We start from the raw sequence: 19,379 nt of genomic DNA on the forward strand, positions 1-19,379 counted from the left end.
ATGGGGGATGATCGGCCGATTGCGCCGGTAGATGGCGGCGACGCGGGTTTCCACGTTGGGCATGTGCTTGCCCAGAAAAGCGAGATTCTGGCCCACCAGCGGACCGCCGTAGAAGGCTTTTACCGCCACCAGCTGCACCAGCCCCCCGGCAAACTCCAGCACCTGCAGGGCGCCGGGATGCTCGATCAAACGGCGCACGTGGTCGGTCACCACCTGTTCCGGGCTGATCAAGACGTCGATGGGAATGGCTTCGTGGGCAAACAGGCCCTTGCGGGTAAGGTAGGCCGTGGAGCGAACCCGCGCGATCTTGGTGGGGGTGCGAAACAGCGTGTGGGCCACCTGACAGGCGATCATGTTGATCTCGTCGGTGTTGGTCACCGCGATCAGCATGTCGGCGTCTTCGCAGCCTGCCTGGCGCAGCACGATGGGGTAGGAGCCCGCACCGGTGACCGTGCGGATATCCAGCTTGGTGTGCAGTTCGCGTAGCCTGGCGCCGTCGGTATCGACGACGGTGATGTCGTTTTCCTCGCGGGCAAGGTGCTCCGCCAGGGTGCCGCCGACCTGGCCGGCGCCGAGAATGATGATTTTCATCGCTAAGCATCGGTTCCGTTATGAGCGCCAGCGTTTTATCAGCACGCGGTGTGCGCTGCAATAAAGACGGCGGCCAGTGTAAACCAGCCGCCGTCGAAAAGCAGGTGACGATTACTCCAGCGTGAAGCCGACCTTGATCGTGACCTGCCAGTGGGCAACACGCCCATCTTCGATGTGACCGCGCGTATCGGTCACTTCCAGCCAACGCATGTTGTGCACGCTTTCGGACGCTTTGGCCAATGCGTTCTGCACGGCTTCCTCAATACCTTTTTCGGAAGAGCCGGTAAGTTCGATGTGCTTGTAGGTGTGATGACTCATGTGTTCTCCATCCTTGTCATGAATTCACTGCCTAATGCCCCTGAGGCCAGGCGCTTGCCTTAGGCAGTCTGCTTCTCCAGTCTGGCATAAAAAAAGCCATCGTGACTGTTTTGTGCGGGAAACAGTTGCCTGCCCGGCCCACTGGGCTCGCCCCAGGCCACATCGTTCGGCGTGGTGGCCCGGGCGTCGGGGGTGCGGGCCAGGAAGGCCCCGATCTGGCCGCTGTTCTCTTCCGGCAGCACCGAGCAGGTGGCGTAGAGCAGCGTACCGCCGGGGCGGAGCAGCGGCCAAAGATTGTCGAGCAGGCGCTGCTGCAGGCTGGCCAACTGACGAATGTCCTCCTTGCGGCGCAGGGCCTTGATGTCCGGATGGCGGCGAATCACGCCCGTGCCGGAGCAGGGGGCATCCAGCAAAATGGCATCGAACGGCGTCCCGCTCCACCAGTCGCGGGTGGTTGCATCGGCATGCTTCAGCTCTGCAGCGAGCCCCAGCCGAGCGAGGGTGTCATCGACACGGGCCAGGCGCTGATTGTCGCTGTCCAGCGCTGTCAGGGCGATATCGAACTGCTCGAGCAAATGGGCCGTCTTGCCGCCCGGGGCGCAGCAGGCATCCAGCACATGGGCGCCGGGCCTGGGCGCCAGGGCCGGGCCCAGCAGAGCGGCCGACAGCTGGGCGGCTTCATCTTGCACGCTGACGTGCCCCTGGGCAAAGCCGGGCAGTACGGTTACGTCGCAGGGGGTGTGCAGCGTAATACCGTCCGGGGCGTGCAGGCACAGCTCGCCGCCCAACCCCTGCTCGGTGAGCCGCGTGAGGTAGGTTTCACGGTCGTTGTGCCGCTGGTTGACGCGCAGTGTCATCGGGCCGGGCTCGTTGTTGGCCTGGGCGATGGCCCGCCACTGGTCGGGCCAGGCGCTGCGCAGCTTGCCCAGCAGCCATTGGGGGTGCTCCAGGGCGACGCTTTCATCACGGTCCACCTCGGCCTGCAGCGCGTCGGCTTCGCGCTGCAGGCGTCGCAGGCAGCCATTGAGCACTCGTGTTGCCCACTCCTTGTCCAGCAGGCGGGCGGCGCCGGCGGTTTCGCCCACGGCGGCGTGGGCCGGGGTACGCATGTAGAGCAGTTGATAAATACCGATCAGGAGCAGGGCCTGAACGTCGGCGTCGCGCTTCTTGAACGGCTGCTTCAGCAGGCGTTGGGCCAGCGCCTGAAGGCGCGGCAAGCGGCGGCAGGTGCCATAGCACAGCTCCTTGAGCAGCGCGCGGTCCCTGGCCACTACGCTGTGCTCGTCCAGCCCCGCCAGGGAGCCCTTGTCGGTGAGGATCGGCACCAGGCTTCTGGCCGCCGCCGCACGCACGTCCAGTCCGCTCCCTGTGGGTGTGCGCGGTAGGTTCATTGGGCGGCTCCTTCCAGTGGCTGGCCGAGGCGGTTGCCCACGGTCAGCGGCGTTTGGCGAGCGTTCAACAAGTCACGGACGGCCATGGCCTTGCCGCCGGGCAGTTGCGCGCGGCTGACGCACAAGACCTCCTGGCCCTGCGCGCCGCAGGCAATCCGCAGGTGCTCTTCACCGTGTGCCAGCAGCGTGCCTGGCGGGCAGGCGGGCTGCTCGCCGGGTTCGACGCTGGCCATCAGCAGGCGCAGGCGGTCGTTGCCCAGCGCGCACCAGGCTACAGGCCAGGGGTTGAAGGCGCGAATCTTGCGCGCCAGCTGCTCGGCAGGCTGAGAGAAGTCCAGTTCGGCCTCGGCCTTGCTGAGCTTGGCGGCGTAGGTGACGCCTTCGTCGGGCTGGGCGGTGGCCTGAAGGCTGCCGTTGTCGAGGTTGTCCAGCACGTGGATCAGCGCATTGGCCCCTTGAATGGCCAGGCGGTCGTGCAGGTCGCCGCCCGTGGTGCGCGGCGTGATCGGGGTGCGCACTTCGTGCAGCATGGCGCCGGTATCCAGACCCGCATCCATCTGCATGATGGTGACGCCCGAGGCGCTGTCGCCCGCTTCGATGGCGCGCTGGATGGGCGCCGCGCCGCGCCAGCGGGGAAGCAGCGAGGCGTGTACGTTGATGCAGCCCAGGCGCGGCGTATCCAGCACTGCCTGGGGGAGCAGCAGCCCGTAGGCCACCACGACCATCACATCGGCGTTCAGGGCCGCCAGCTCGGCCTGGGCCTCGGCGTCTTTCAGGCTGACGGGTTGATACACCGGCAGCGCCTGGGCTTGAGCCAGCTGTTTGACCGGGCTGGGAGTGAGTTTACGTCCCCGACCGGCAGGGCGGTCGGGCTGGGTGTAGACCGCCACCACTTCGTGTTCGCTGTCGAGAAGGGCAGCAAGGCTGGAGGCGGCGAAGTCTGGCGTGCCAGCAAAAACAACGCGTAACGGTGACATGGTGGAGAGCCCTTGAGTGAAAAGAGAAAGTGCTGCCGATGAAACGCAGGAGGGCCGAGAGGCAGCGTTGTCGTCACAGGTAAGCTTGTGGGGCAACGTTGTCAGCTCGGCCCAGGGCCAGATGACGCAACCGGGGTCAGGCGTCGTTCATCTGCTTGTAGCGTTTCTGCATTTTTTTCATGACCCGGTCGCGCTTGAGCGGGGACAGATAATCCACGAACAGCACGCCTTCCAGGTGATCGTACTCATGCTGAATGCAGTGGGCCAGCAAGCCGTCGGCTTCCAGCTCGTAGGGCTCGCCGTGGCGGTCCAGCGCCGTCAGCTTGACCTTCAGGTAGCGCGGTACTTCGGCGTAATACTCAGGAATCGACAGGCAGCCTTCCGACAGCGGCTCGCGCTCTTCGCCGATAGGCTCATAGCGCGGGTTGATCATCACCAGCGGCTGGGAGTTGTCGTCGCTGACATCCATGACCACCACCCGGCGGTGCACGTCGACTTGCGTGGCGGCCAGGCCGATTCCACGGGCGTCGTACATGGTCTCCAGCATGTCATCCACGAGCTGGCGGACCTCGTCGTCCACGGTTTCCACCGCGACCGCCTTGGTGCGCAGGCGCTCGTCAGGAAATACGAGAATAGGAAGTTTGGCCATGGCGTTACCGTCACCGTTTATGCAGAGTCTTGAAGATGAGCAGGCGCCGCGCTGGGTTGGCGGGCCTAAGTGCTTTATATTGACCACTATATCACGCCATAAGCGTTCCTGGGCACGCGCCGCGCCGTGGCGCCCCCGCAACTGCTTCAAACAATCATCAGGGGATAACGAGGGGAGAACGGGATGGTGGCTAGAAAGCCGTTGTATCACAGCGTGTTTGGGGTGCTGCTGGCGGTGCTGGCGCTAAGCCCGGCGGCGCACGCCTGGGAGCGGCTGCGCAGCGATGCGCCCGAGCGCTACGAAGTGGTTGCCGGGGACACGCTATGGGATATCTCCGCACGCTACCTGCGCTCCCCCTGGCAGTGGCCCGCGCTGTGGCAAGCCAACCCGCAGATTCGCAACCCGCACCTCATCTACCCGGGCGACGTACTGATACTGGGCGATTGCCAGGGCCAGCCGTGCCTGACGCTGGAGCGTGGTCAGAGTGTGGTGCGGCTATCGCCGCAAATGCGCAGCGTTCCCGAGCGAGAAGCGATCACGCCCATTCCCATGGACGTGGTGCGCTCTTTCTTACGCGATCACCGGGTAGTCGAGCCGGGTGAGGACATTCAGGAGTTGGCCTATGTGGTGGGTGGCGACAACCAGCGGCTGATCAGCGGTGCCGGGGATACGCTCTATGTGCGTGGCGAGCTGCCCGCCCGCCAGCGGCTGGGCATCTATCGCCCTGGCGAGCCTTACCTGGCAGCAGACGGCACCCTGCTGGGCGACGAGTTGATCAGTATCGGCGAAGCGCGGCGCATCAGCAGTGAAGGCGATATTTCACGTGTCGAAGTACTGAATGCCAACCAGGAAGTGCGCAACAACGACATCCTCCTGCCACTGGAAGATATTCCGATCAGCGAGGCCTTTACTCCCAGGGCGCCGCTGAACCAGGTGGCTGGGCGGATCGTGGCCGTGCCAGGCGGCGTTCGCTTCATTGGCCGACTGCAGGTCGTGGCGCTGGATCTAGGCACCCAGGATGGCTTGCAGCCCGGCCATGTCCTGCGTGTCGATCAGCAGGGCGAAGTGGTCAACGACCCGCGCACCCAGGAGCTGATTCAGTTGCCCGCCACCGAGGCGGGCCTCGTGATGATCTTCAAACCCTACAGTCACATGAGCTATGCGCTGGTCATGCAGGCTTCCAATGTGTTGGCCGTGGGTGACGTGGTGAGATCTCCTCAGCGCTAGTTTTCGTACTCAGCCTGGTTTTCGTACATAACCTGGTTTTTGTACATAACCTGGTTTTTGTACATAGCCCGGTAAGCCGCAGGGGTACTCGAACGATGAAAAGGAGGTGGCGATGGACGCCAGGGAGTGGCTGGTAATCAATGCACTGCCCGGCATGGGCGCAACCCGTATTGCGCAGCTGGTGGCCCGCTCGCCCCAGTGGCCACAGGGCTGGCTGGCGGCGCTGCCCAGTGCAGCGGCCAATGCCCTCAGATTATGGCTGGCGCAGCCTCAGCGCAGCCCGCTTCAAAAGGTGGTGGAAGAGACCGAGGCGTGGCTTGATAAGGCGCCCCATCGTCATCTGCTGCACCGCGACCACCCGGCCTGGCCTGCCTTGCTGAACCAATTGCCGGACCCGCCCGTGGTGCTGTGGGCACAAGGGGATTTGCAGGCGCTGGAGGGCCCGGGCCTGGCCATGGTGGGCACCCGCAAACCGACCGCCGAAGGCAGTGGCCATGCCCAGGCGTTTGCCCGTGAGCTGGCCAGCCGTGGCTGGTGCATCGTCAGCGGTATGGCGCTGGGCGTCGATGGCGTTGCCCAGCGCGCCGCGTTGGCCGCCGGAGGGCATTCGATCGCCGTGCTGGGGTGTGGGGTGGACGTCATCTATCCGGCGCGCCATCGCGAGCTACACGAGCAGCTGAGCACCCAGCCCGGCGGGCTGCTGCTTTCCGAACACCCGCCGGGCACCGTGGCGCGTCCGGCCTTTTTTCCGCGCCGCAACCGCATCGTCACGGGGCTTTCGTTGGGGACCCTGGTGGTCGAAGCCACCGAGAAAAGCGGCTCGCTGGTGAGTGCCCGGCTGGCGCTGGAGCAGGGGCGAGAGCTGTTTGCCCTGCCGGGGTCGCTGCATAACGTTCAAGCCCGTGGTTGCCTGCAGCTGTTGCGCAATGGCGCGACGCTGGTGCGCCACGTGGAGGACATTCTGGCCGAGCTGCAGCACTGGGCACCGCATTATTGGCCGATGCTCACGCCCTCGGAGGCAGCGCCTGCCGAGAAGACCTCGCCTGCGGCCCCCGCGCCGATGTCGCCAACGCCCCCTGCCCAGACAGACTCTGCCCAGACAGAGCCGCCAGACCGCCTGCTGCACGCGCTGGGGCCTTCCCCCACGCCCATCGACTGGCTGGTGCAGAGCACGGGGTTGTCGGTCAGTGAGTGTCAGCAGCGGCTGTTGATGCTGGAGCTGGAAGGGCAAGTGGCCCAGCGTGCGGGTGGCTGGGTTCGGCTGACGGCAGCATGCTAAGATGGCGCTTTCTCGATCTGATGGTGCGATAGCCAGTAGGAGCGTCCATGAATACGGCGGTTGACGTGAAGGCAGCGGTGCAGGCGCTACGGGAAGGGGGAGTGATTGCCTGCCCTACCGAGGCCGTTTGGGGGTTGAGCTGTGACCCGGACAATGACGAGGCGCTGGCGCACCTGATGCGCATGAAAGAGCGTGACCCGGCCAAGGGCGTCATTCTGGTGGCGGCCAGTATTCAACAGTTCCAGCCCTGGCTGAGCCAGCTACCCTTGGCGCTGCATGCGCCGCTGGCTGCCAGCTGGCCTGGCCCCAATACGTGGCTGGTGCCCGATAACGGCCGTAGCCATGGCCTCGTGCGCGGCGCTCACCAAAGTGTGGCCCTGCGCGTCACCGACCACCCGCTGATGAAAGCGCTCTGTGAAGCCTTTGGCGGGCCGCTGGTGTCCACCTCGGCCAATCGAGCCGGTGACCCACCCGCCATGAGCGCCGACGAGGTTGCCACCACTTTTGGCGAGGAAGTCGCGGCCATCGTGGCCGGAGAGCTGGGAGGCAATGCCAAGCCCAGCACCATCAGAGACCTGCTGACCGGCAAGGTGATGCGCGCTTGAGTCATTAGCGTGCCACTAGTGCCTCGACATCAGCGTCTCGACATCAACGGTTGATGACTTACCATTCACGATTCATCTCACCAGGAGCTCCCGTGGCCCACGAACACCTCGACGACGTCAAACACTACCTTCTGGATCTGCAGGATAGGCTGTGCGCCGGTTTGAGCGCCGCCGATGGCCAGGCCACGTTCAGGGAGGATAGCTGGCAGCGTGAAGAGGGCGGCGGCGGTCGCTCACGGGTCATGACCGATGGGCGGGTGTTCGAAAAGGGCGGCGTCAATTTCTCGCATGTCTTTGGTGCTCAGTTGCCCCCGTCGGCCACCGCCGCCCGCCCGGAGCTGGTAGGGCGCAGTTTCCATGCGGTGGGGGTTTCCTGGGTCATGCATCCTGAAAACCCGCATATCCCTACCAGCCACGGCAATGTGCGCTTCTTCATTGCCGAGAAGGAGGGCGAGCCGCCGGTCTGGTGGTTTGGCGGCGGTTTCGACCTCACGCCCTACTACCCTGTATTCGAGGATGTGGTGCACTGGCATCGCGTGGCGCGTGACGCCTGCGCCCCATTTGGGGAAGGGGTGTATGAGCGTTACAAGGCGTGGTGCGATGACTATTTCTACCTCAAGCACCGGGAGGAGACCCGAGGCGTGGGCGGGCTGTTTTTCGACGACCTTAACGAAGGCAGCTTCGAGGAGTGCTTTGCCTTTCAGCGCGCCGTGGGGGACAGCTTCCTGGCGGCGTATCTGCCCATCGTCGAGCGTCGTCAGGCCGATGCCTGGGGCGAGCAGGAGCGCGATTTTCAGCTCTATCGTCGGGGCCGCTACGTGGAGTTCAACCTGGTATGGGACCGGGGCACCCTGTTTGGCCTGCAAAGCGGTGGGCGCACGGAGTCGATTCTGATGTCCATGCCGCCCCTGGCGCGCTGGGAGTATGACTTCACGCCTGCCCAGGGCAGCCGCGAAGCGCAGTTGCACGATTACCTGGTGCCGCGTGACTGGCTGGGTGAAGCGGGCCAGTCGTCTCAAGCTCAGGCCCAGACTCAATCGCAACGCCAGCCCCGTGGAGAGACCTCATGAGCGACCGTTACTGCGTGTTCGGCAACCCCATCGAGCACTCCAAATCTCCGATGATTCACGCTGAGTTTGCCCGCCAGACCGAGCAGGCCATGGAGTACGTCGCGCAGCTGGCACCCACCGACGGCTTCGCCCGTGCCTGGCAGGCCTTCGTGGCGGCGGGGGGGCGCGGTGCCAATGTGACCGTGCCTTTTAAAGGCGATGCCTTTGCGCTGTGCGACACGCTCAGCCACCGGGCCAAGCGCGCGCAGGCCGTCAATACGCTGATCGTCGGCGGCAATGGCCGCACCTATGGCGATACCACGGATGGGGTCGGGCTGGTACGTGACCTTGCCTATCAGGGCGTGACGCTGAAGGGTAAGCGCCTGCTGGTGCTGGGCGCTGGCGGAGCCGTGCGGGGCGTGCTGGAGTCGTTGCTGGCGGAAGAGCCTGCCTGCCTGCAGGTGGCCAACCGGACGGCTGAAAAAGCCACCCAGCTGGCCGCTGCCTTCGCCGACCTGGGGCCGATCACTGGCAGCGGTTACGCGGCCATCGAGGGGCCGTTCGATCTGGTCATCAACGGCACCAGTGCCAGCCTCTCTGGCGCGCTGCCGCCGCTGCCAGATGCCCTGTTCAGCGAGGGCGCCTGGGCCTACGACATGATGTACGGGGCCGAGCCTACGGTCTTTCTGCGCTGGGCCGAGGCGCGGGGTGCCAAGCCGCTGGACGGCCTGGGGATGCTGGTTGAGCAGGCCGCCGAGTCGTTCTTTCTGTGGCGCAACGTGCGCCCCGAGACGTCTCAGGTGCGCACGCGGCTTCGACACTCATTGACGGGCGGCTAGCGGGGTTTGGTGTAGAACCCCACCATACACATCACCAGCCCCACCACGGAGAGCAGCATGCCGCCGTTCACCAGCAAGGGAGAGCGCTCCAGCCAGGAGACGAACGGCTGGGGCGTCTCGCGGCAGGCGCTTTCCAGGTAGTTCCAGTAGCCCCCTTCGAGATGGCAGGCGCGCACGTCGCCCAGCTCCCAGAAATAGACGCTCAGCAGCACCAGAATCGGCAGTACCAGCAGCAGTAAACCCAGTCGGATCATCTAAACCTCAATGTCAGGAGCGTATATCAGGGGCGTGGGCAGTTGGGCGTGCGACCGCTTTGGCGAGCTTCTTCGAAGCTGGCCATGGCGGGCTCCATGTTGGCCTGCAGGCCCTGGATGCGCTGCCCCTGGCTTGGATGCGTCGACATCCAGGCGGGGGGCGCGCCACCGCTGGACGCGGCCTGCATGTTTTCCCACAGAGTGACGCTTTCGCGGGGATCGAAGCCTGCCTGTGCCATCAGCTGCAGGCCGATGACATCGGCTTCGCTTTCATGGCGGCGAGAGAAGGGCAGCGAAATGCCGTACTCGGCGCCCATGCCGAGCACGCCCATCAACTGCTGGCCCGCCGGGGTTTGCATGCCGGAGGCGCTGGAAATGACCGACAGGCCAAGCGAAGTGGCGCTTTGGGTCGAGGCGCGCTCGTTGGCATGGCGTGCCAGCACGTGGCCGATCTCGTGGCCGATAACCGATGCCAGCTGATCCTGGTTGGTGGCCACGTTCAGCATGCCGGTATTGACGCCCATGTAGCCCCCTGGGAGGGCGAAGGCGTTGGGCTGCTCGGACTCGAACACGCGAATTTGCCAATCCAGATTGCGCTGTTCGCCGGGCAGAATGTCGACGATGGCGTTGGTGATGCACTGGACGTAGCGGTGGCTCGCCTGGTTAGCCGTGGGTACGTCGCGCTGGTACTGCGCGAACGCCTGCTGCCCCATCTGATTGAGCTGGTCATCCGAGAGCAGCAGTAGCTGCGAACGGCCGGTGGGGGACGTGGAGCAGGCAGCCAGAGAGGCGCACAAAGCGGTGACGGCAAAGGGGCGAAGCCAGCGCATAGACGGTTTCCTAATAGACGAGAAGGGATCCTTGCACACAAGATAACCACTGACAGCGGTAAATCAACTCCTATCATAACCTACTCTGAGGGCCACCATGGATGCGCAATTAAGCCAGCGCCTGACGCAGCTACTCGATCACATCGACCACTGGTTGCCGCCAGTGCCCACCCCGGTGGATTGGCAGACCCATGTGGCGGCCATTTGGCAGCGCCACCCGCTGGGCGGCCAGCTGGTGCCGGTGCCGCCGCGAGATGGCATGACGCTGGACGACCTGCTGGGTATCGAACGGCAGAAGCTGGCATTGGTCGATAACACCCGCGCCTTTCTGCAGGGGCTGCCCGCCAACCATGCCTTGCTGTGGGGCTCCCGCGGCAGCGGCAAGTCGTCGGTGGTGCGTGCGCTGCTCAACTCTCTGGCCAGCGAAGGGTTACGCCTGATTCAGGTCGACCGTCACGACCTGGCGAGCCTGCCGCGACTGGTCGAGCAGTTGCGCCATCAGCCCCACCGCTTCGTGGTGTACTGCGATGACCTGTCGTTCGAGGGCAACGATGATGCCTACAAGGCGCTGAAAAGTGTGCTGGACGGTGCCTTGACCGGTCCTCCCGAGAACGTGCTGCTGTATGCCACCTCCAACCGTCGGCACTTGCTGCCGGAGTCGATGGAAGACAATCAGGGAAGCCGCTTGGTAGGTGAAGAGCTGCACCATGGCGATGCCGTGGAGGAGAAGATCTCGTTGTCAGACCGTTTCGGGCTGTGGCTGGGCTTTCACCCGTTCAACCAAGCAACTTATTTGGAGGTCTGTGAGCACTGGGTCAACCGCACGGGTAGCGGTAACGACTGGGACGATGGCGCGCGGGCGGAAGCCGTACGTTTTGCCACCCTGCGCGGTGGGCGCAGCGGCCGAACGGCGTGGCAGTTTGCGGCCCAGTACGTGGGCCGCAAGCGGCTGCAAGAGGAGCGTCAGCGCGTCGATCAGCGCTGAGGAATCAGCTGCCCATCGGCGCCGACGTTCAAGCGGATGGTCGGCGTCAGCAGGCCGGAGGGCAGCGTCATACCGAGGCCGCGCAGATCCCCAGGGGTGATGGCCAGCTCGCTACCGGGGGGCAGTTCCCCCTGGCTTGCCAACTGGCTGGCCAGCTCGATCATGGGCGTCATGCGCTGGGGGTCGGTGGCCAGAATATCGAACGCCACCGGCAGGCGCAGGTTGGCGTCGTCGCCTGGGGTGAGGGTCACGTCCTGTTGATATTGCCCCTGCACGGGGTCGACGCCCGGCATGTCCAGCGTCCAGCGAAACCCGGACATTTCCACGGCAGGCATGCCTGCCGGTAGCCCCAGGCCCATGGCCAGGGTGGCCTGCACTGGCAGGCTGCCAGCGCCCAGGCTCGAAGCCAGTAAGCGAGTCAGGTCGCTGGTATCCAGGCCGGCATTCACGCTGTATGGCCCGATGCGTACCTCTTCGACTCCCAGAGAAGTAACGGCCAGCCGGAAGGCAAACAGGCCGGTTTGTGGCAGCGCAAGGCAGCCGGTCAGTAGAGCAGCGAGCAGCAGCAGAATCAGGTTGCGGCCACGGCGAAGGGCATGGTGCATGTGTTTCCCCCAGAGAAAGGGCAAAAGGTCAGTGTAGCGGATGCTCGAAAGCGCCGCTATTTGAGGGCCACCGCCCATGGCTGTCAAGCGGATTTGTTGGCACCGAGCGTTGCGCTGGTCGAAAAACCCGAAAAGCCATCGCCCGCCATATAGGCGGGCGATGCAGGCGGGGCCAGTTTTCGGGCAGCGTCTAGCGGCGGCTCTTGCGGGCTTCCCTGGTGCGGTTCAGCTCGCGTTTCTTGGCTTTCTCCTTGTCGCTGGCACCTGCCATCTTGTCGAAAGGGTTGCTGCCTGAACGGAACTCGAAGCGCATGGGCGTGCCGCGTACCTTCAGCACCTTGCGGAAGGTGTTGATCAGGTAGCGGCGGTAGGCCTCGGGCAGCGATTCGGTCTGGTTACCGTGGACCACGATGATGGGCGGGTTGCTGCCGCCCTGGTGGGCCATGCGCAGCTTGATCCGCCGACCGTTGACCATGGGGGGCGGATGCTGACTGACCGCATCTTGCAATAGCGTGGTCAGGCGGTTGGTGGACCAGTGGGCATTGGCTGCCTTGAAGGCCCGCTCGATGGAGGGGTAGAGGTCGCCAACGGCGGTGCCGTGCAGCGCCGAGATGAAATGCAGCTCGGCGTAGTCGGCGAAGCCCAGGCGGCGCTTGATGTCCGCCCGCATCTTCTCCTTGGCTTCGCTTTCCAGCCCGTCCCACTTGTTCACTGCCAGCACCAGCGCCCGACCCGTGGTCAGAACGTAGTCCAGCAGGTGCAAGTCCTGCTCGACCAGACCGCTGCGGGCATCCAGCACCATCACCGCCACATGGCTCTCTTTGATGGCATCCAGCGTCTTGATGATGGAGAACTTCTCGGCAATTTCACGCACGTTCTTGCGTCGACGTATCCCGGCCGTGTCGATCAGCACATAGGGGTGGCCGTTACGCTCGAAGGGGATCTCGATGGCATCGCGGGTGGTGCCCGCCTCATCGAACACCACGACGCGGTCTTCACCCAAGAGCCGGTTGACCAGCGTGGACTTGCCCACGTTCGGGCGGCCAATCACACCGATACGAATGCCTTTCGTGCCGGTGTCGGCAGGAATGGTCGGGTCGCGCTCGGGGAAGGGTTCCAGCACGGTATCGATGAGCAGCGACACATTGCGCCCGTGGGCGGCGGCGATAGGCCACGGGTCGCCCAGGCCCAGCTTCCAGAAGTCGGCCATGGCAGAGTGCTCTTCGAGCCCATCGGTCTTGTTGACCACCAGCCAGGTTTTCTTCTGATTGACACGCAGGTGATTGGCGATGGCCTCGTCGGCCACGTTGAGCCCCGCTCGGGCATCCACCAGAAACAGCACGATGTCTGCTTCGTCGATGGCGGCCAGTGACTGCTCTGCCATGGCGGCGTCGATGCCTTCCTCGTCACCGCTGATGCCGCCCGTGTCGATCACGGTATAGGCCTTGTTACCCAGCATCCCGTTGCCGTATTTACGGTCGCGGGTCAGGCCGGGAAAATCCGCCACCAGCGCGTCGCGCGAGCGGGTAAGGCGGTTGAACAGGGTCGATTTGCCCACATTGGGGCGACCCACTAAAGCAATGACGGGTGTCATGGAGTGACTTCCAGGGTTTCCAGGCGACCATTGTTGGCCTGGACATGAATGGTGCTGCCTTCAGTGACAGGGCGCACGCTGATACCGGAGCTGTGGATGCGAGTCCGGCCTACCAGGTTGCCTTCACGGGCATCCAGCAGGTGCAGATAACCTTCGAAGTCACCCACCACAAGACGGCCATCCGCAAAGGCGGGTGCCGTCAGCCAGCGATCTTCCAGATCCGTATTACGCCATACTTCCTGACCGCTATTGGCATCCAGAGCAATGACGTGGCTATTGTCGCTCACCACCAGCAGCAGGTTGCCGACCAGAATAGGGGTGTGGCGGCTGGAAATGTTGGCTTCCCACAGCGTACCGCCTTGAGTGGCTTCCAGCGCCACCACCCGGCCGTTGTAGCTAGTGACGAACAGGCGACCATCCGGGCTCAGTACCGGCTGGCCAGAGAGGTCCACCAGACGTTCGACATCGCTACGACCACGTGGCGTGGCAATTTGCATTTCCCAGAGCGGCTGGCCGCTGCGGTTATCCAGGGTGGCCAGGCGACCATTGGCCAGACCGACGAAGGTAACCGGATCGATGACCATGGGCGTGCCCGTGCCGCGAAGCGTCAGAGCGGGTTGCGTGCTGGTGTAGACCCAGCGCTCTTCGCCGCTGGCGCGATCGAGGGCCGTTATCTGGCCGTCGATGCTTTGTACCAGCAGCAGCTGCTGGTTGGCCTGGGGGGCGGCCAGCACTTCGCTGGTGACCCGCGAACGCCAGCTGACGCTGCCGTCACGCTGGCTCAGGGCAATCACTTCGCCGTTGCGAGTGCCCAGGTAAACCTGACCGGCCACGGCGTAGAGCGCACTGGAGATGGGGGTGTCCAGTTCAATTTGCCACTCACGCTCTCCGCTGTCGGCATCGAAGGCCGCGACCAGGCCATTGGCATCGGCGGCAAATACGGTATCGCCTTCACGCGCCGGGGCAATCGGGTAGCGGGCACGACCAAAACCGTCGCCGACATTGCGCCGCCACTGGCTATCCAGCGACGAGGTTTCATCGAAGCTACGCAGCTCCTTGGGCGTGTAGGCAGGCTCTCCCTTGCTGGCGCAGCCGGCCAACAGCGCCAGTGCAACGGCGCCCAACGTGGCACGCATCAGCGAGGTGGAAAAAAGCGGTTTTAACAGGCTGTGGGTCATCACTGATTCGCCTCCTCGGCGCCGATATCGTCGAGCTTGAACTGCACGCCATAAAGCGGCTGGTTCTGCGTTTGGGCAATTTCCAGCGCGGCTTGCCACGCCTCGCGCGCTTGCTCGGGCTGGTTCAGAGCCAGATGGGCATCGCCGCGTACGTTGGCCTGTTGGGCGGCCAGGGTGTCGGTGATCGGCTGGTCCAGCAGCGCCAGGGCCGCTTCCGGGTTGCCTTCAGCGATTTCGATACGTGCCAGACGCAGCCAGGCCAGGCTCTGGACATAGCGGCGTGATGAGCCGTCGGCGACGCTTTCAAGGGCTGCTTTGGCCGCGGCCAGATCACCTTCCTGCACGGCCAGGCGGGCCTCCAGCAGCTGGGCAAGCTCGGCATACAGGGTGCGGCCATGCTGGTCGGTCAGCTCGCCGATCAGCTCTCTCGCCGCCGCGCGCTGCTCCTCTTCCAGCGAGTTGGCGGCCGTGATGGTCACCAGCTGCTGATAGCGGGCTGAGGCCGCTTCCGACTGGCCTTCCTGGTAGTTCTGCCAGGCATTCCAGCCGAACACACCGGCGGCAGCCAGCACCGCTCCAGCAATCAGCGAGGTGCCGTTCTCTTTCCACCAGCGCTTGACGACGTCCAGCTGTTCTTCTTCGCTTCTCAGATCCGCCACGGGCGGCCTCCTATTCAATCACCCAGCCGCCGTAGCGGCTGACAGGTATTCATCTACCCACCCGAGACGCTGGGTGGGCAGCATTTAGTGGGTCGCGTTGCCTGGCGTAGCGGCCAGCAGGTCGCTCAGCGTGCTGGCCAAACCCTCCTGGGCTACCTGCTGCTGCTCACGGTCGTCGCGCAGGAACTTCACAGTAGCCGTTTGCTGAGCCAGCTCGTCTTCACCCAGCAGGATGGCGATGGGCGCGGCGCTTTTGTCGGCCTTTTTCATGCGGCTCTTGAAGCTGCCGCCACCGCAGTGCAGCTGCAGGCGCAGGTCGGGCAGCGCGCTGCGTAGCTGCTCTGCCAGGGTGAGAGCTGCCACGGTGGCGCTGTCATCCATCGGCACCAGGTAGACGTCGCAGCCGCCCAGCGCTTCTTCCGGCACCAGATCAAGGGTTTCCAGCAGCAGGATCAGACGCTCGATCCCCATGGCAAAGCCCACGGCAGGTGTGGGCTTGCCGCCCAGCTGCTCGACCAGCCCATCGTAGCGGCCACCGGCACAGACGGTGCCTTGGCTGCCCAGCGCCGTGGTGGTCCACTCGAACACCGTACGGCAGTAGTAGTCCAGGCCCCGCACCAGGCGCGGGTTGACCACGTAGGGAATGTTGGCCGCGTCGAGCATGGCCTTGAGCTGCTCGAAGTGCTCCCGGGAGGCGTCGTCCAGATGATCCATCAGCTGTGGCGCGGCGTTCAGCATCTCGGCCATATCGGGATTCTTGGAATCCAGAATGCGCAGCGGATTGCTGGTCAGGCGACGTTTGGAGTCTTCATCCAGTAGCGCATGGTGCTGTTCGAAGTACGCCACCAACTTGTCGCGGTAGGCTGCGCGGGCGTCGCTGGAGCCCAAGGAGTTGAGCTCCAGGGTGACATGTTCGAGAAGGCCCAGCTCTTGCCATAGGCGGGCAGAGAGCAGAATTACTTCGGCATCGATGTCCGGGCCGTCGAAGCCATAGGTTTCCACGCCCACCTGATGGAACTGACGGTAGCGTCCTTTCTGGGGCCGCTCATGGCGGAACATCGGGCCCTGATACCAAAGCCGCTGGGTCTGGTTGTGCAGCAGGCCATGCTCCATGGCAGCGCGGACACAGCTGGCGGTGCCTTCCGGACGCAGGGTCAGGCTGTCGCCGTTGCGGTCGTCGAAGGTGTACATCTCTTTTTCGACGATATCGGTGACTTCCCCGATGGAACGGGCAAACAGGGCGGTCTGCTCCACAATGGGCGTACGGATTTCTTCAAAGCCGTAGCGCTGCATCAAGTGGCGTACCTTGGCCTCAAAAAATTGCCAGCGAGGGCTGTCGCTGGGCAATAGGTCGTTCATTCCACGGATGGCTTGAATCTTTTTAGCGGCGGACTTGCTCAATGAAAACTCCTTGTCTGGGCGGCAGCGCGAGGCGCAAGGCGTGCCGCCTGTTGCAGGCAACGCAGGTGTCAAACGCTGCGTGCAATCATGTTCTCTTGCTGCTGCTCTTTCTGGCGTACCTTGTCGCGGATCAGCTTTTCCAGGTCATCCACCAGATGGTCGTTACGCAGCTTGCTGGCAGGTTTGCCGTCGATGTAGACCAGGTTGGCGGGTGATCCACCGGTCAGCCCGATGTCGGTCTCCTTGGCTTCGCCAGGGCCGTTGACCACGCAGCCAATCACCGAGACATCCAGCGGGGTCATGATGTCTTCCAGGCGCTCTTCCAACTGGTTCATGGTGCTGATGACATCGAAGTTCTGCCGTGAGCAGCTGGGGCAGGCGATGAAGTTGATGCCCTTGGCGCGCAGCTTCAGGCTCTTGAGCATGTCGAAGCCGACCTTGATCTCTTCCACCGGGTCGGCGGCCAGCGAGACGCGAATGGTATCGCCGATGCCATCCATCAACAGCATGCCGAGACCAATCGATGACTTGACCGTGCCCGAGCGTAGGCCACCCGCTTCGGTAATGCCCAGGTGTAGCGGCTGCTCGATACGGGTGGCCAGGTCGCGGTAGGCAGCCACGGCCATGAACACGTCCGAGGCTTTGACGCTGACCTTGAACTCCTGGAAGTCGAGCCGATCCAGGTAGTCGATATGGCGCATGGCCGATTCGACCAGCGCGGCGGGCGTAGGCTCGCTGTACTTCTTTTGCAGGTCCTTTTCCAGCGAGCCGGCATTGACGCCAATGCGAAGCGGAATGCCGTGTTCGCGGGCCGCGCTGACCACCGCACGGACGCGATCTTCGCGGCCAATATTGCCGGGGTTGATGCGCAGGCAGTCCACGCCCAGCTCGGCGACTCGCAGGGCAATCTTGTAGTCGAAGTGGATGTCGGCCACCAGCGGTACGTCGACCCGCTGCTTGATCTTGCCGAAGGCTTCAGCGGCATCCATATCGGGAACCGACACGCGGACGATGTCGGCACCGGCTTTTTCCAACTGCTGGATCTGGCCCACCGTGGCATCCACATCCAGGGTGTTGGTGTTGGTCATGCTCTGAACGGCAATCGGGGCGTCGCCGCCCACGGCAACGCTGCCAACCTGTATCTGGCGCGAGGGGCGACGTTTGATCGGAGAAGGGGCGTGCATAGGGCGGGTCACTCTCCCAAGGTAAAGCGGGCAACATTGTTGGCACCCGCACGTTGCGCCAGGTTGACGGTATCGCCTTGATAACGCAGCTCGACACCGGTGGCATTACCGATCGTCAAACGAAAAGGCGGTGTACCCTCGACGCTGGCCGTGGTGCCAGGCGCTTGCAGACCAACGAAAACGCGCTGGTTGTTGGCATCGAAAATTTCGGTCCAGGACTGCTCGTTGAACGTCAACTCCAGCAGGTTGGGGTTGGCGATGGGCTCCGGCGCGGTGTCTTCTGCCTCTGCTTCCGGCGCTTGTACCTCGGCGACATCGGTCGCGGGCTTGGCTGGGGCATCGGTGGCGTCGGTGTCGGCGACTTCGTCATCCATGCTGACCTGGGGTTCGTCGATCATGGGCGGAATCACCACCGGCGTAGGTTCGACCACCGGTTCGGCGGGTGGGGGCGTTGTAGTGTCGGCGGCATCCTCTTCCAGCGTGGAAGACGTACCCATGCTCGGGGGTTCGCTGCCACCACGGCTCTGCCACCAGGCGACGGTAACGCCAATCAGGCCCACGATCACCAACAGGGTGACCAGCTTGAATAGCCAGGCGCCCACCTTTGACGGTGGGCGGGTGACGGCAACGGGCGTGACCTTGCGTTCGGACTCACTGCCCCCGTGGCGCGCTTGATACGCCTCCAGTACCAGCCGTTCATCAAGCCCCAGATATTTTGCATAGGAGCGTAGGTAGCCGCGGCGGTAGGCCGTGACGGGAATTTCTTCGTAGTTGTCTTTTTCCAGGCCTTCGACCACAGCGGTGCGCAGGTTGAGTACACGGGCAGCATCACTGATGGGCACCCCCAGCGCTTCGCGTTGGCGTGAGAGCAGTTCGCCAGCGGTGCTGGTGGGGGTAACGCTATCGTGTAACGGTGTCTCGCTCATGGCTGAGCATCCTTCAAAAATTAGGTGGTCAGGGCAGTGATCAAGGAGTCAGCAGGCGTTGGTATTCGTCTGCCGTAGCGGTGTCGCCACGGGCGAGGGCGATATCTACCGCCATTTCCAACGCTGCCGGGTCGGGGCCTGCCAGCTGCAGGTAGCTTTGCAGTGGCTCCCAGGCCTGATCGTAGCGGCCCTGCGAAACTTCCAGTTCGGCTAACATTAAATACCCGCGTGTATTGCGCGGGTCGATACTCTGGGCGCGCTGCAAACGGTCGCGCGCCTTGTCAAATTCGCCAGTCGCCAGGTAGCACTGACCCAGGTTGGTGAATAGCTGGGCACGACTGGCGTATTGTGCATCTTCGGAGGCGATTTCCAACTGCTCGCAGGCCTCCGGGTAACGCCCCTGTTGATACAGGAATGCGGCGTAGTTGTTACGTCCTCGCGTGAACGAGGGCGAGACGTTCAGGGCCTGCTGGAAATAGCGGTTGGCCAGCTCACGCTCCCCCTGCTGCTGATAGACCAGGGCAATCGCCTGAAGTGCCTCTGGGTGGCGGGCATCCAGTTCCAGCGCACGATCCAGCGCGTTCAGGGCGCGGGGCAGATTGTCACGCTCCAGGTAGGCCACTCCCAGCTGGGCATAGGCATCGGCGGCGTCGGGATTGCTTTCATTGAACGTGGGCGTCGAGGTTGCACAGCCTGCCAGCAGCAGGCTGCCAGCAAGGACGGACAGCATGGGCACTCTGAAAAAGGAGAAGCACCTGCGATGACCGATCATGTATGTCCTCTTGAACAGTGCGGCCTTGCTCACACTAATGACGTTAGTAAAAAAACGTGTCCATCA

At 63.8% G+C, this 19,379-nt stretch carries 21 protein-coding genes; 6 read left to right on the forward strand and 15 right to left on the reverse strand.

Annotated features, from left to right (window positions below; all coding sequences use genetic code 11):
- The 5 genes from trkA to def form a co-directional block, all read right to left on the reverse strand.
- On the reverse strand, window positions 1–591 hold a 591-nt coding region (trkA, locus tag B7L72_RS14685), incomplete at its 3' end, for a Trk system potassium transporter TrkA (RefSeq protein ID WP_081195219.1).
- 111 nt (window positions 592–702) lie between these two features.
- On the reverse strand, window positions 703–909 hold the full coding sequence (locus B7L72_RS14690; protein WP_016914940.1) for a dodecin: 207 nt from the start codon (window positions 907–909) through the stop codon (window positions 703–705).
- A 59-nt stretch (window positions 910–968) separates the two neighbouring features.
- The gene (rsmB, locus tag B7L72_RS14695; protein ID WP_081195221.1) at window positions 969–2,300 is read right to left on the reverse strand and encodes a 16S rRNA (cytosine(967)-C(5))-methyltransferase RsmB; all 1,332 of its coding nucleotides are present in this window, start codon (window positions 2,298–2,300) and stop codon (window positions 969–971) included.
- Window positions 2,297–3,277 (reverse strand): methionyl-tRNA formyltransferase, encoded by a 981-nt coding sequence (gene fmt, locus B7L72_RS14700; RefSeq protein ID WP_081195223.1) that lies wholly within the window; start codon window positions 3,275–3,277, stop codon window positions 2,297–2,299. Before fmt ends, rsmB begins: the two co-directional genes overlap by 4 nt.
- A 136-nt stretch (window positions 3,278–3,413) precedes the next feature.
- Window positions 3,414–3,926: a peptide deformylase gene (gene def / locus B7L72_RS14705; RefSeq protein WP_081136606.1), complete on the reverse strand. Its 513-nt coding sequence runs from the start codon at window positions 3,924–3,926 to the stop codon at window positions 3,414–3,416.
- 183 nt (window positions 3,927–4,109) lie between these two features.
- On the opposite strand from def, the gene B7L72_RS14710 reads away from it, so the two are divergent.
- From B7L72_RS14710 to aroE, 5 genes are all read left to right on the forward strand, one after another.
- Window positions 4,110–5,153 carry a LysM peptidoglycan-binding domain-containing protein gene (locus B7L72_RS14710; protein ID WP_081195225.1) on the forward strand — a complete coding sequence of 348 codons (1,044 nt, stop codon included), beginning with the start codon at window positions 4,110–4,112 and terminating at the stop codon, window positions 5,151–5,153.
- Window positions 5,154–5,265: 112 nt separating this feature from the next.
- Window positions 5,266–6,432: a DNA-processing protein DprA gene (dprA, locus tag B7L72_RS14715; protein ID WP_081195227.1), complete on the forward strand. Its 1,167-nt coding sequence runs from the start codon at window positions 5,266–5,268 to the stop codon at window positions 6,430–6,432.
- Window positions 6,433–6,479: 47 nt separating this feature from the next.
- Window positions 6,480–7,037 carry an L-threonylcarbamoyladenylate synthase gene (locus B7L72_RS14720; protein ID WP_081195229.1) on the forward strand — a complete coding sequence of 186 codons (558 nt, stop codon included), beginning with the start codon at window positions 6,480–6,482 and terminating at the stop codon, window positions 7,035–7,037.
- A gap of 92 nt (window positions 7,038–7,129) precedes the next feature.
- A complete protein-coding gene (gene hemF / locus B7L72_RS14725; protein WP_081195231.1) occupies window positions 7,130–8,107 on the forward strand; it encodes an oxygen-dependent coproporphyrinogen oxidase in 978 nt (325 codons plus the stop codon).
- Complete coding sequence (gene aroE / locus B7L72_RS14730; RefSeq protein WP_081195233.1) at window positions 8,104–8,925, forward strand: shikimate dehydrogenase; 822 nt, start codon at window positions 8,104–8,106, stop codon at window positions 8,923–8,925. Before hemF ends, aroE begins: the two co-directional genes overlap by 4 nt.
- On the opposite strand, the gene B7L72_RS14735 is transcribed toward aroE, so the two are convergent.
- Together B7L72_RS14735 and B7L72_RS14740 are read right to left on the reverse strand one after the other, a co-directional pair.
- Entirely contained in the window at window positions 8,922–9,179 is a 258-nt protein-coding gene (locus tag B7L72_RS14735) for a hypothetical protein (RefSeq protein ID WP_016914931.1), read from the reverse strand. The two genes, aroE and B7L72_RS14735, sit on opposite strands and share 4 nt — an antisense overlap.
- 26 nt (window positions 9,180–9,205) lie before the next feature.
- Window positions 9,206–10,009, reverse strand: coding sequence for a M48 family metallopeptidase (locus tag B7L72_RS14740; protein ID WP_016914930.1), 804 nt, complete (start codon window positions 10,007–10,009; stop codon window positions 9,206–9,208).
- 97 nt (window positions 10,010–10,106) lie between these two features.
- Between B7L72_RS14740 and B7L72_RS14745 the strand changes: the two genes are divergently transcribed.
- Window positions 10,107–10,994 (forward strand): ATP-binding protein, encoded by an 888-nt coding sequence (locus tag B7L72_RS14745; RefSeq protein ID WP_081195235.1) that lies wholly within the window; start codon window positions 10,107–10,109, stop codon window positions 10,992–10,994.
- Here the strand turns inward: B7L72_RS14745 and B7L72_RS14750 are convergent.
- From B7L72_RS14750 to pilW, 8 genes are all read right to left on the reverse strand, one after another.
- Window positions 10,985–11,599, reverse strand: coding sequence for a hypothetical protein (locus B7L72_RS14750; protein WP_081195237.1), 615 nt, complete (start codon window positions 11,597–11,599; stop codon window positions 10,985–10,987). The genes B7L72_RS14745 and B7L72_RS14750 overlap by 10 nt on opposite strands.
- 190 nt (window positions 11,600–11,789) lie before the next feature.
- Window positions 11,790–13,193 carry a ribosome biogenesis GTPase Der gene (der, locus tag B7L72_RS14755; protein ID WP_081195238.1) on the reverse strand — a complete coding sequence of 468 codons (1,404 nt, stop codon included), beginning with the start codon at window positions 13,191–13,193 and terminating at the stop codon, window positions 11,790–11,792.
- The gene (gene bamB, locus B7L72_RS14760; RefSeq protein ID WP_081195240.1) at window positions 13,190–14,371 is read right to left on the reverse strand and encodes an outer membrane protein assembly factor BamB; all 1,182 of its coding nucleotides are present in this window, start codon (window positions 14,369–14,371) and stop codon (window positions 13,190–13,192) included. Before bamB ends, der begins: the two co-directional genes overlap by 4 nt.
- Entirely contained in the window at window positions 14,371–15,030 is a 660-nt protein-coding gene (locus B7L72_RS14765; RefSeq protein ID WP_081195242.1) for a YfgM family protein, read from the reverse strand. Before B7L72_RS14765 ends, bamB begins: the two co-directional genes overlap by 1 nt.
- Window positions 15,031–15,114: 84 nt before the next feature.
- The gene (gene hisS / locus B7L72_RS14770; RefSeq protein ID WP_081195244.1) at window positions 15,115–16,431 is read right to left on the reverse strand and encodes a histidine--tRNA ligase; all 1,317 of its coding nucleotides are present in this window, start codon (window positions 16,429–16,431) and stop codon (window positions 15,115–15,117) included.
- A gap of 68 nt (window positions 16,432–16,499) precedes the next feature.
- Window positions 16,500–17,615 carry a flavodoxin-dependent (E)-4-hydroxy-3-methylbut-2-enyl-diphosphate synthase gene (ispG, locus tag B7L72_RS14775; RefSeq protein WP_081195246.1) on the reverse strand — a complete coding sequence of 372 codons (1,116 nt, stop codon included), beginning with the start codon at window positions 17,613–17,615 and terminating at the stop codon, window positions 16,500–16,502.
- Between the two features lie 8 nt (window positions 17,616–17,623).
- Window positions 17,624–18,541 (reverse strand): RodZ domain-containing protein, encoded by a 918-nt coding sequence (locus B7L72_RS14780; RefSeq protein WP_081195248.1) that lies wholly within the window; start codon window positions 18,539–18,541, stop codon window positions 17,624–17,626.
- A 40-nt stretch (window positions 18,542–18,581) separates the two neighbouring features.
- Complete coding sequence (gene pilW / locus B7L72_RS14785; protein ID WP_081195250.1) at window positions 18,582–19,313, reverse strand: type IV pilus biogenesis/stability protein PilW; 732 nt, start codon at window positions 19,311–19,313, stop codon at window positions 18,582–18,584.
- Window positions 19,314–19,379 lie beyond the last annotated feature (66 nt).

It is taken from the genome of Halomonas sp. BC1, from assembly GCF_002078135.1.
Taxonomy (GTDB): Bacteria; Pseudomonadota; Gammaproteobacteria; order Pseudomonadales; family Halomonadaceae; genus Vreelandella; species Vreelandella stevensii.